Origin of the sequence: Corynebacterium sp. HMSC064E08 (assembly GCF_001811805.1) — a bacterium.
GTDB lineage: Bacteria > Actinomycetota > Actinomycetes > Mycobacteriales > Mycobacteriaceae > Corynebacterium > Corynebacterium jeikeium_D.
Genome location: NZ_KV806698.1, coordinates 428,706 through 441,133, shown reverse-complemented (window position 1 = coordinate 441,133; position 12,428 = coordinate 428,706). Strand labels below are relative to the sequence as shown.

General features: G+C 59.4%; 6 protein-coding genes. 2 read left to right on the top strand and 4 right to left on the bottom strand.

Annotated elements, in window-relative coordinates:
* The first annotated feature begins 21 nt into the window (after nt 1-21).
* Nucleotides 22-768 (top strand): helix-turn-helix domain-containing protein, encoded by a 747-nt coding sequence (locus HMPREF2820_RS05110; RefSeq protein WP_070566030.1) that lies wholly within the window; start codon nt 22-24, stop codon nt 766-768.
* Between the two features lie 6 nt (nt 769-774).
* Here HMPREF2820_RS05110 and HMPREF2820_RS05105 read toward each other — a convergent pair whose 3' ends face one another.
* The gene (locus tag HMPREF2820_RS05105) at nt 775-1,476 is read right to left on the bottom strand and encodes a YigZ family protein (protein ID WP_210398701.1); all 702 of its coding nucleotides are present in this window, start codon (nt 1,474-1,476) and stop codon (nt 775-777) included.
* Between the two features lie 129 nt (nt 1,477-1,605).
* On the opposite strand from HMPREF2820_RS05105, the gene treZ reads away from it, so the two are divergent.
* On the top strand, nt 1,606-3,522 hold the full coding sequence (gene treZ, locus HMPREF2820_RS05100; protein WP_070603107.1) for a malto-oligosyltrehalose trehalohydrolase: 1,917 nt from the start codon (nt 1,606-1,608) through the stop codon (nt 3,520-3,522).
* Here treZ and HMPREF2820_RS05095 read toward each other — a convergent pair.
* The 3 genes from HMPREF2820_RS05095 to dnaE form a co-directional block, all read right to left on the bottom strand.
* Complete coding sequence (locus HMPREF2820_RS05095; protein WP_070603105.1) at nt 3,519-7,199, bottom strand: hypothetical protein; 3,681 nt, start codon at nt 7,197-7,199, stop codon at nt 3,519-3,521. The genes treZ and HMPREF2820_RS05095 overlap by 4 nt on opposite strands.
* 106 nt (nt 7,200-7,305) lie before the next feature.
* Nucleotides 7,306-8,601: a threonine ammonia-lyase IlvA gene (gene ilvA, locus HMPREF2820_RS05090; protein ID WP_049190440.1), complete on the bottom strand. Its 1,296-nt coding sequence runs from the start codon at nt 8,599-8,601 to the stop codon at nt 7,306-7,308.
* Between the two features lie 56 nt (nt 8,602-8,657).
* Nucleotides 8,658-12,215, bottom strand: a complete 3,558-nt coding sequence (gene dnaE / locus HMPREF2820_RS05085; RefSeq protein ID WP_016422978.1) for a DNA polymerase III subunit alpha — start codon at nt 12,213-12,215, stop codon at nt 8,658-8,660.
* Between the last annotated feature and the right edge of the window lie 213 nt (nt 12,216-12,428).

Here is a 12,428-nt window from a genome sequence, read left to right as displayed (position 1 = left end):
TTGATTGCTAGTGTTAGTCCTATGACAGAAACTGTCCGCCCCCGCCACCGCATGGTCGACCGCGTTGCGGCGATCCTCGAACTCGTTGCGCGCTCTAACGAAGGTCTAACCCTCACTGACATCGCCCACACGCTGAACTATCCGCTCAGTACCACGCAGGGCCTTGTCAACGGTCTGACTGTGACAGGTTACCTTGACGAGTCCAACAAGCGTTACACGCTCGGCATGGCGCCGTTTCTGCTCAATGTCATGGCCGGTCGTCGCATGGTCAACGTTCCGACGGCTGAGCTCGAGGCGATTCACAACGAAACTGGCTTGATTACCGTGCTGGCACTGCCGGTTGGTGGCAAGCTTTTCTACCTCAAAACCGTCGGTGAATCCATGCGCTACCAGTACCTGACGGAGAACTTCCTGCCGCGCTCGCTGCTGCGCACCTCTGCAGGTTGGGTTTTGATGAGTCGGTTTGAAAAGCGCGAACTGTGGTCCTACCTGAACTCCGCGCGGCCGGAAGACCAGGTCTATGTGGATGATTTCCTCCGCCAGGCCGGGGAAATCGCTGAGACCGGCGTCTGTGCTGCCCCGGGTATTGCCGAAGGCGGTGGCGTTGACGGTGTCTCTATCGCAGTGGAGGAAGACGGTGCTACTGTCGCGGCGGTCTGCGTTTTCGGTCGGCCAGAAAAGATTGCGGAAAATAAGGACGAATTGGTTGAAATTCTCAAGCGCCATCGCGGTGCACACAACGGCGAGGAATCCCCGAGCCAGGGTTAGTGGCTGTTAGGCGCGCAGCTCCCACCAGATTTCGCCACCGTCCGTAGACGGCTCGCTAGCTCCCTTAGTCAGCGCCTGTATTTCGCCGTCAAGCTGGGCAATCCCATCGGCAGTCACCGCGATGGAAAACTCCACGTTCTGGCCCCACCGCGTTTCCACGATCTCATAACCACGAGCACGCAATTCCGCTTCGATGCGACCGGCATCTGCGGCGGAGACACTCACTACTCTCAAGGCTCTTTGCACGCGCCGCATGCGCGTGACTTTTTCTAGACACTCTGAGACCGAATCCGAATAGGCCCTCACAAGCCCACCCGTGCCTAATTTGATGCCGCCAAAATAGCGGATCACTACGGCGGTGACATTCGTCATTCCAGAGCCCTGGAGCACATCGAGCATCGGGCGCCCTGCCGTGCCACCAGGTTCACCGTCATCTGAGGATCGCTCCACCCGATTCCCTCCGACGACCTCATGAATGTATGCGCTGCAGTGGTGGCGAGCATCCGGGTACTCCGCCTTGGCCAAATTGATGACCTCTCGGGCGCTGTCTTCGTCGTCGGCACGCGCGATCCACGTAATGAAGCGAGATTTCTTAATCTCGATTTCATTCGTGACGATGTCACCGTCGGCGGGGACAATCAGCTCGATGTCGCGCTGGTTCTGCGTCGCTTCGGTCGAAGTGGATGGCTCGGTGGTCATAGTGTCCATTGTTGCGTATGGGCTTCGTGCACACCCAATCACCGTCGCTCGCTACTATCTCGACTTCACCTTGGACTCACCTCAAATACGCGGTGTTCGAAAACGGTTCCCCTGTGCCAATCCGCTGACTGACCTACCATGGTGCCCATGAGCAACTACCGAGTCTGGGCCCCGTACGCTTCCGAAGTCCGTCTGCTGTTGGGCAATCCTGACGCGCCAGCGATTTTTGATATGCATCCAATCGCTGACGCCACCGATGGCTACGGCGCCAACTCTGGTTGGTTTGAAGCTGATGTGGCTCGCACACCGGGGGATCGCTACGCATTTTCGCTGCGGGCACATGCGGGATACGGCGCGCCTGACGACGAATCGGGGGACCACTCCTCCCCCGCTGTCGGTGACTGGACAATACCGCTGCCAGATCCGCGTTCCCAGTCGCAGCCGGATGGTCCGCATGGTTTCTCCGAGGTCGTTGACCTGGGTGCCTATAAGTGGAAGGACTCGGCCTGGTCGGGCCGGATTCTTCCAGGAGGTCTGATTTATGAGCTGCATGTGGGCACCTTCAGCGATTCTGGTGATTTCGAAGGTTTGGTGGAACATCTAGACCATCTGATTGAGCTGGGGGTAACACATATTGAGCTGATGCCAGTGCAGCCTTTCGGTGGTGACCGTAATTGGGGTTATGACGGTGTGTCCTGGCACAGCGTGCACGAGGGCTACGGTGGCCCGCGGGGTCTACAGAAGCTGATTGATACGTGCCACCGAAAGGGTTTGGCTGTCATCTTGGATGTGGTCTTTAACCACTTTGGTCCAGACGGCAACTATGTGGGATTTTTCGGCCCCTACACCGCTGGTGGTTCGACGGGTTGGGGTGAGGTTGTCAATCTCACTGGCGACAACTCTGATGAGGTGCGTGCGTATATTTTGGATGCAGTGCGCCAATGGCTGGTGGATTACCACGTCGACGGTCTTCGTCTGGACGCAGTCCATGCCCTGCATGACGAGGGGGCATTCCACATTCTGGAGCAGATGCAGGTTGTCGCAGACACTGTCGCAGCCGAGACTGGTATTCCGCGTTCTTTGATTGCAGAGTCCGACCAGAATGATCCGCGTTTGGTCCGCCCGCGCGCTGCAGGTGGCTTTGGCCTCAACGCTCAGTGGGATGATGACGTCCACCATGCACTGCACACGCTGGTCTCTGGCGAGGACCACGCCTACTACTCAGACTTTGGGTCGGTGGAAGCGCTAGCTAGTGCTTTGGAAACTGGCTTCTGGCATACGGGCACAATGTCGACGTTCCGTGGTCGCACTCATGGTCGTCTCTTCGACCTGTCTGTACAGCCCATGCATGCTTTCGTAACGTACACGACCACACATGATCAAACGGGAAACCGCGCTGTCGGTGACCGTCCGTCGATGAACCTCACTCCGGCGCAGCAGGTTTTAAAGGCAGCAGTTATCGCCTGCAGTCCTTTCACCCCGATGCTCTTCCAAGGTGAGGAATGGGGCGCCTCTACCCCGTTTGCTTTCTTCTGTTCCCATGAAGATCCGGAGCTGCAACGGCTCACGCGCGAGGGACGCCTACGTGAGTTTGCCCGTGCCGGGTGGGATCCGAAGGAGGTATCCGACCCATCGGATCCAGAGACCTTCCACCACTCGAAGCTCAATTGGCAGGAGGTCTCGGAGGGCTCGCACGCCACTATTCTGGCGGCCTACCGCGATCTCTTCGCGCTGCGGAAGTCCCACCCGTCGCTTCGCACTCCCTGGTCGGCATCTGTGGTGACTGAGTATGACGAGGACAATCGTTGCCTCGTCGTTGTGCGCAGCCAGGATGAGCGCGAAATGGGTGCCCGAAACTCGGATGCCTTTGAAACTGTCGCTTTGGTGGCGAATTTCTCCGACGCCGAAACCAGCGTCAGCCTGGATTCCGAGTTCGGTTCCGCCCACCTGCTGCACACTTTTGAAGACGCAGCAGCCAGCATCGTCAATGACGAAGCTGCCGGTCCCGAAATCTCGCTTCCAGCGTGGGGCTACGCTGTCGTCTCGCTCAGCTAGTCAGCCGGACTTTCAGCCTCGGTGTCGGACTCTTCCTCATCCGCCGCACCCGACTCGGGTGCTGGCCACGGCAACTCGGTGACATCACCGTGGAGGACGTGAGCCACCAACGCGTCTGCGATGAGAATATCGCTCATCACCAACGTCGGAACCAGGTCCGCCAGCTGAGCCCACATCGGAATCAGCTCACGGACAGCGGCGACACTGGCATCAGAGTTCTCAGCCTGAGTACGAGCCAATACGCGGGCAGCCACTGCAATAAGCAGTGACGTTCCCGGCACCAGAGTCCAGTGCAGCGAAGAATCATCCGCATCGATGCCGTCGAGCTTGTGGAAGCGCACATTGACCGCCTTGCGCAGTCGTGGAGACGCCTTCGACACCGTCTTAAACAACACTCGAGAGGCGGCGGCAAGCTGGGTCATGACACCGGATTCCACAATCTCAGTACGATTGCGTACCACTTCATAGATTGCCGTGAAACGAGCGTCATCGTCGGTCAGCGGACCCGGGACCATGCGGTAAGGATCAAAGACCTGCGACAGAATAGCGCTGGCCTGTGCTTCCGGCAGCGAGGTAATCTGCACCGAGCTCTGGTCGATAGTAGCGGACTCCAGGGTGGTGTCCTGGCCGCTGGCAGCAATGTCCAGCAGTCCCTGGCCACCAGTTGTGCGCAGGTAATCCAGCTGACGAGAACGGTCCACGCTCTCATCAGTGAGATCCGCTAATGCTGCCAATGCACCGAGCCACGGCACACGGCGACGCCCCGGCACTGGCTTAGTAGCGCTGAAGTCTCCCAGCACGAGTCCGGAGGCGATAAACATACCCGGCTGATCGTCGAGCGCGATGACTGAACGGTTCAACGCTGCCAGTCCGGCGCGTGGTTCGGCACACAAGATCGCACCCAACCTAGGTGCGGCCAGCAGCGGATTCGCCTGCGCCATGTCGGTTGCACGACCAGCGCGCAAGGTCGCCAGTAGCGTCCACAAACGTGCGAGCTGATCCTGATTTAGCTCGCCCCACAGTTCCTGCGCGCGAGCAACGGGATCGGTGTCCTCGCCATCGAGGTCGATAGCCTCTGCATCATCGACATGATTCAGAATGGTCGACCCGGCCGCCGGCCACTGCGGGTGGCGTTCCTTTTCCACACCGAGAGTCACCTGCGCGACGAATGGGCCGAGGCCGCGGAGCTCGTCGGGAAGCTCGCATTCGCCCTCCACGACTTCCAAGGCGACGGGTTCGCGCCACGGCTGACCGGCGGCCCAGAGCCACAGGGTCATCGGCAAGTGCGAAACGTCGTCAGCGACATCAACCTCGATGATGTCAGTGGCTTCATCGTTGAAGGCAATCTGGCGGATGGCATCGCGGGAGGAAGCCTCCACCAGTGGTACAGACAGGCGCTTCCGTCCCGTCACACGTGTCCAGTCCAAACTGATGCGCAGAGCCTTCAGCAGGGAGATACGGTCTGCAAACTTGCCGAACTCCGCGTAGCCAGTATCGCCGAAACGCTTGATGGGGACACGACAGATGTCGCGCTCACCGCTGGAAACTGCAACATGCGCATGGCGCAACTCGCCCGGGGCATTGACGACAATCTTGCCGAAGGCATCGACACGCTTCGGGCGGGTGACCAATGTAGTGGTGCGGCGGGCGACGGATTCGTCGGCAAGCGGAACCTCAAACTGCAGCGTGCCTGGCGTGACCTGCAACTGCAGCCATGCGCCTTCTTCGGTGGAAAGCTCGACGGTACCTGTGACTTCGTCCGCCCCGAGGCGTACGATAGCGGGCTCGGCGTCAAGCGGCTTGTCACCCGAGACAACGCGGATGTCGGCGGGGCTCAGCCCGTCGATGGTTGGGATGCGGAAGCCGTCGCCACCACCGCTGTAAGTAATCGTGAGGTCTGCCTGCTCGGCAATGGCGAAGTGCTTCTGGAAGCTGCGGCCACGCGGATTGACCAGGCGAACCACGAACTCGCCGACCCACGGATAATCATCATCGGTAAGGATCTCAACCTCGCCACCCGCGGCGGGCACCTCGAGGTCATAGACCATGACGGAATCCGTGGTAAACGCACCATAGCCACCAAAATCGGTGACAATGGCGCGCCAGGACTCGTCCTTACCGGACAGCGTCGGCGGGAACACAGCGACCGGCCCACCGGCGTAAACCGGGGTGCCGTAGGCAGACACCGTGCCGTCGAGACGTGCGTGGGGCATGGTCATTCGCGGTTGCCGCTGCGGTGATGCCGAGCGAACCTCGCCAGCTGCCCCGGACCGACGAACCTGAACTGCATGAACATCGCGAAGGTCGATCTCAGCGACTTGCCACAGCTCCCAGTTAAATGGGCGCGGGTCCGATAGCAATGGCACCTCAGCGCCTGTGACGGGGTCAACGAGTGTGGCATCAACCGGGTAGACCACCGTAGCGGACGTCGAGTGTAGCGAGACCTTGTCTGTGACTGACTGACCGTCGGCACCGAAAATGAGAATCGGGTCCTCAGTGCTAATCGCGGGGACTCGCCAGTGCTTCTCATCGCCGATTTCCACCAGCACATCGCGCACCGGCTCATCGATGGTCACCACTGGACGCGGCAGCGAATCCTGCAGGCCCACCACCGGCGTCGTTGCTACCGTGCCGCCGAAGGTGACACGCCAGGTCCGTCCCGCCGGATCCAGCGGCGTCGGTAGCTGTACGCCAACGGTCTGCGTCAGCTCATCGAAGTACAGCTGCGGGCGCCCGGTCGTTGCCACCACGCCCACCGCTTCACGACGATTCGCAGTACCCGCCGGACGCATACGCAGCTCTTCACGCGCAGCGGCCACCAGAATAGGCGGCAGCCCCGCATCGAGCTGGCCGAGTTCTTCCCGGGCCTCCCAGTTGGCCGGATCGGCAGCGGTGGCAATGGCGTAGCCGAGGGTTGCCTTAAACAACTTGTGTGCCTGACGAGGTGCCGTCCTGGCCAGCTGACGCAGCGCCAGCGGGTAGACACCATCTTCCGCCTCTGCGATTTCGGTCAGCAGCTCCTCGAGCAGCGGATGAACCTTCGAAAGCGCCTGTACCAGGTCATTTGATGAAGGGTCGGATAGCTCCGCTACCCCGGCAAGTTCCTCGCAGCGCTCGATAATCAGTGGCATCACTGACAGCTGCACTCCCGCGTGCAGCAGAAGCACCTGCGCTGCCCGCTGCAGCGGATCCGCGTCGGCCTGGTTGCTGTCGACGTCGTTAGGCAAACCAGCATTGGCCAGCATTGTCGGCACTGCGGCGGCGAGGTGCTCGATGAGCGCGCCGGTAGTGTCAGCGTCTGGATCCAACTGCAGAGCCGCAGGCCAGTCCAGCCACATTTCGCTTGCCGACGCAACACGCGCGGCGCGTCCTACCAGCGAGGCAAGGGTGACCAGCGGGTGATTGTCAACGACACTCTTCGCAGCTTCGATATCGGCGGCAGTACCGCCCGCCAGATGATGGGCCAGGAGCGTTCCCAGGAAGCGGTCGATACGCTCAACCTCGTCCATCGCCAGCCCTGACCAGACAAACAGTGGCTCAACTTTGGCCTGTGTGGCAGATTCCAACAGCCCTGGAATCCGGGTGGCCAGGTCCTGCTCTGCGGCAGCCAGCCACATTTCGACAGTCACGGTATTTTCCACTCGGACACCCTGGTCGACACTGCTTGCCCCAGTCATAGTGGGTGGACGCTCCCCTTCGCTACAAAGCTTGCTCGAAAAGATTCATTTAATTAACGGAGCTGGGAGGACTTCCTCGGAGGTTTCCCAGCTGGACCCAGCAAGTCTAGGTCAAAAAGTCATACTCTGGTGTGCCGGGTACCAGTCGGCGGCACTTCAGCGGCGAGGCATCCATGCGTGCCAGCAATTCCTCGAGGTCAGAGGCACGACGTAGCTCAATACCGACAAGAGCCGCGCCAGTTTCGCGGTTGTTGCGTTTGAGGTACTCGAACTGCGAGATGTCGTCATCCGGACCGAGAACATCGCTGAGGAACATGCGGAGCTGGCCGGGCTTCTGCGGGAAGTTGACCAGGAAGTAGTGCTTGAGGCCGCGGTAGACCAGCGAGCGCTCCATGATCTCGGCATAGCGCAGCACGTCGTTATTACCGCCCGAGATGATGCAGACAACAACCTCGTCCGGTTCAAACTGCATCTGCTCCAGAGCTGCCACAGACAGCGCACCGGCCGGCTCAGCGATGATCCCTTCGTTCTGATAGAGATCCAGCTGCGCCTCACAGACCGCGCCCTCCGGCGCAATCATCGGATGAACGCGGTTGCGGTTGGCCTCCAGGATGTGCCATGGCAGGTCACCGAAACGGGCCACCGCGGCGCCATCGACGAACGGATCGGTGTGCCCCAGCGTAATCGGGCCATTGTTCTCCAGGGCTGCGCGCATGCAGGCCGCACCCGCAGGTTCCACACCCATGACCTGGGTGTTCGGCGACATATCCGACAGGTAAGAGGTGACACCGCTGAGCAGACCACCGCCACCGACCGGTACGCAGATGGTATCCAGAGTCAACCCCTGACCGGAGAGCTGCGCAATAATTTCAGCTGCGACAGTGCCTTGTCCGACGATGGTGTTGAAGGAGTCGAATGGCTCCACCATGGTGGCACCAGTGCGCTGTGCGTCAGCACGCGCCGCAGCGGCGGCCTCATCGAAGGAGTCCCCGACAACGACAATCTCAACGGCATCGCGGCCGTGGTAAGCGATACGGTCGCGCTTCTGCTTCGGCGTGGCATTGGGCACATAGATGCGCCCCTTAATACCCAGCTGGCGGCAGGCATATGCCACGCCTTGAGCGTGGTTTCCTGCAGATGCCGCAACGACGCCTGCTGCTCGCTCTTCGTCGGTAACCTGAACCATGGCGTTGTAGGCACCGCGAATCTTGTACGAGCGCACGTCCTGGAGGTCTTCCCGCTTGAGGAATACCTTAGCGCCGGTGATTTCGGAAAGACGTGGGCTGAACTGCAGCGGAGTGGCCGCAATAACCGAAGAAATTCGTGCCTGCGCAATCTGAATATCGGCCGCGTGGACAAGTCGGCGTTCGGTCTGGGAAGCAGGCACGGAATTCTCACTCATGAGCTATGACTCTACTCGGTCATACAACCGGTTGCGACAATCAGGGCCACGATAAGCTACCCCAAAATGCTGGCCCCAATCGTCGCCTTCAGATCACCAATCAAGCTGGCGTCCCGGTCGACCCGCAAGTGCTCGCCGAGAACCAAAGTGGTGTGGGAATCGCCGTCGACAAGCTTGAGGTAAACGTCGGAGTCGCCTGGGTTGTCCAGCAGTACGGACTTCAGCTTGGCAATCATCTCCGGAGTGCACTGATCAGTGCGCATGGTCAGACGCAGCGGCGCCGAAGTGGAGCCATTGCGACCAAGGTCCGGCAGCTTCAGGTCATCACAGACCACACTCATGCGGTCATCGCGGTACTGAACGCGGGCACGAATAAGCACGATGGCGTCTTCAGCAATGCTGGTGGCAATCATCGCGTAGGTTCTCGCAAAAGCCATAACTTCCACGCGCGCACCGTTGTGGTCCTCAATGCCAATAATCGCCCAGGGCTGACCGTTCTTATTCACGCGGCGGTCAACGCTGGAGACAATGCCACCAATAGTGATTTCAGTGTTGTTAGCGACTTCCCCACCGACGACCGTGGTCAAAGCGGTATCAGTCTGCGCGGCCAGCGATTCTTCGAACCCATCGAGTGGATGACCGGAGACATAGAGGCCCAGCATTTCTCGTTCCAGGGTCAGCTCGTGCTTGCGATCCCACTTTTCATCCGGCACACGGATTTCAAAGATGCTCTCCGATCCGGTGTCCTCTTCCCCACCGAAGCCCGCAAACAGGTCGAACTGTCCCTTGTCTGCAGCCTTCTTGGTCGACAGCACCGAGTCAATGGCTTCTTCGTGAATGAGCGCAAGGCCCTTTCGTGGGTGCCCCAGCGAGTCGAAAGCGCCGGCCTTAATCAGCGACTCGGTGATGCGCTTGTTACACGGCAGCGTCTCAATCTTGTCCAGATAGTCCGAGAACGACGTGAACTTGCCCTTCTCCTCGCGCGTCTTCACAATCGACGCGACCACATCATGGCCGACGTTGCGGATAGCGCCAAGGCCGAAGCGAATATCCTCACCGACCGGCTCGAAGTCCATACCCGACTCATTGACATCCGGCGGCAGCACCTTAATGCCAAGGTGGCGACAGTCCGACAGATAAATAGCCAGCTTGTTCTTATCATCGGCCACCGAGGTCAACAGCGCCGCCATGTACTCAGCGGTGTAGTTGGCCTTCAGATACGCGGTCCAGTAGGACACCAGGCCGTAGCCCGCCGCGTGAGACTTGTTAAACGCGTACGAGGCGAAGGGCAGAATAATATCCCACAGCTTCTGGACAGCATCCTTAGAGAAACCATTTTCCAACATGCCGCCTTCGAAGTTCACGAACTCCTTGGCCAGCACCTCGGGCTTCTTCTTACCCATGGCCTTACGGAAACCATCTGCTTGGCCCGCGGTGTAATTCGCCAGCTTCTGCGAGATCTTCATGATCTGCTCCTGGTACACGATCAGGCCGTGTGTTTCTTCCAGGATTTCTTTCAGCTGCTCATCCAGTTCCGCGTGGATGGCGTTATAAGGCTTGCGACCATTCTTAATATCCGCGTAGTCAAAGTGCGCGTTCACACCCATCGGCCCCGGACGGTACAGCGCCAGCGATGCCACGATGTCGTCGAAGCCCGTTGGCTGCATGCGTTTGAGCAGCTCACGCATTCCGCCACCATCGAGCTGGAACACACCGAGGGTGTCACCGCGCGACAGCAGCTCATAGACCTTCGGATCATCGGTCTGAAGGTCATCGAGCAGAACTGTCTCGCCTCGGTTGGACTTGATGTGCTCAATACAGTCACCGATAACCGTCAGGTTTCGAAGACCCAGGAAGTCCATCTTCAACAGACCGATAGCCTCACACGCCGGATAGTCCCAGCCAGTGATGATCGCGCCGTCAGCCTGTCGCTTCCACATCGGGATGTGATCCAAGAGTGGCACCGACGCCATCACCACGGCACAAGCGTGCACGCCGGTCTGCCTAACGACGCCCTCGAGACCACGGGCTGTCTCGTAAATTCGAGCCACATCCGGGTCGGTTTCAATAAGCTGACGAACCTCGGCGGCCTCGCCGTAGCGTGGGTGCTCCGGGTCGACGATGCCGCTCAGCGGAATGTCCTTAGCCATAATCGCAGGTGGCAGCGCCTTAGTAATGCGGTCTGCAATCTGGTAACCCGGCTGACCGAACTGCACACGCGCCGAGTCCTTCAGAGCCTGCTTGGTCTTCACCGTACCGAAGGTGACCACCTGCGCCACCTTGTCTTCGCCCCAGCGATCGGCGGCGTAGCGAATCATTTCATCGCGGCGGCGGTCATCGAAGTCGATATCGATATCCGGCGCGGACGGGCGCTCTGGGTTCAGGAATCGCTCGAAGAGAAGACCGTGCTCAATCGGGTCGATATTGGTGATCCACGTCGCGTATGCAACCAAAGAACCGGCAGCGGAACCACGCCCCGGACCGACCTTGATGCCCACCTCACGGGCATGGCGGATCAACTCCGCCACGATAAGGAAGTACGACGGGTAGCCCTTACCGTCAATCACCTCAATTTCGTACTCCGCGCGCCGGATGTACTCCTCCGGTACCTCGCGCCCTTCAAAGCGCTTGCGCAGCCCCTCCATCACGTTGTGATGCAGCCATGTCGTCGGCGTCTCCCCTTCCGGAACGTCCGCCTTCGGCATGCGATCGTGCGGGTGCTCCTCCCACAGCTCGTCGTAGTCCTCGACGCGCTCTGCGATGAGCAGCGTGTTATCGCAGGCACCCGGGACTAGGTGATCCCAGGTCGCGCGCATTTCTTCGGCGGACTTAATAAAGTAGCCGTCACCGTCGAACTTAAAACGGTCCGGGTCATTGAGCGTCTTACCCGTCTGCACACAGAGCATGGCCTCGTGAGCCTTGGCCTGGTCACGGGTGACATAGTGGCAGTCATTCGTAACCAGCGGCGGCAGGTTCAGCTTCCGGCCAATCTCCAGTAGCTCACTGCGCACACGGGTCTCAATATCCAGCCCGTGATCCATCAGCTCAAGGAAGTAGTTTTCCTTGCCGTAGATGTCCTGCCACATCCCGGCGGCCTGCAGAGCCTCGTCGAACTGCCCCAGACGCAGACGCGTCTGCACATCACCCGACGGGCAACCAGTGGTCGCGATAATGCCCTCGGCGCGTTCTGCCACCAACTCGGCATCCATACGCGGGTACTTACTAATTTGTCCCTCATACGATGCCATCGACGACAGGTAGAACAGGTTCCGCAGACCCTGCGCATTCGCAGCCAACATGGTCTGGTGCAAGTAGGAACCGCGACCCGAGACGTCGTCTCGACGCTGATGCGGTTCACCCCACTGAATGCGCTTTTTATTAAAACGGCTCTCCGGCGCCATATATGCCTCAATGCCGATGATTGGCTTGATGCCCTTGGACTTCATCTGCCGATAGAACGCATTCGAGCCAAACATATTGCCGTGGTCGGTGACACCGACCGCAGGCATTCCCTGTCGCGCAACCTCGTCGGCGAGCAAATCAATCTTCGCCATACCGTCGAGCATGGAGTACTCGGTGTGATTGTGGAGGTGCACGAAGGAGGAGTTAGCCATGAGTCCAGATTGTAGACAATCCCCCGGATTGAACACGATTCCATCGAACACCCAAAATGAAGCAGCCCCTTATGCCTGCACAGTTATAGCTAAAGACGTGTGCAACATCACCCTTACTTTTCCTTTACTTTTCAAAACCAGTTAGCAATACTCGACATCACAGTTCGTGAGGAAGTCCTCATATTTCCTCGCGGCCACAAAGAAACGCACTGC

What these genes read in the sequence shown, in the direction of transcription:
- HMPREF2820_RS05110 (WP_070566030.1), top strand. Translation starts at nt 22, where the DNA reads ATGACAGAAACTGTCCGCCCCCGCCACCGCATGGTCGACCGCGTTGCG.
- HMPREF2820_RS05105 (WP_210398701.1), bottom strand. Translation starts at nt 1,476, where the DNA reads ATGGACACTATGACCACCGAGCCATCCACTTCGACCGAAGCGACGCAG.
- treZ (WP_070603107.1), top strand. Translation starts at nt 1,606, where the DNA reads ATGGTGCCCATGAGCAACTACCGAGTCTGGGCCCCGTACGCTTCCGAA.
- HMPREF2820_RS05095 (WP_070603105.1), bottom strand. Translation starts at nt 7,199, where the DNA reads ATGACTGGGGCAAGCAGTGTCGACCAGGGTGTCCGAGTGGAAAATACC.
- ilvA (WP_049190440.1), bottom strand. Translation starts at nt 8,601, where the DNA reads ATGAGTGAGAATTCCGTGCCTGCTTCCCAGACCGAACGCCGACTTGTC.
- dnaE (WP_016422978.1), bottom strand. Translation starts at nt 12,215, where the DNA reads ATGGCTAACTCCTCCTTCGTGCACCTCCACAATCACACCGAGTACTCC.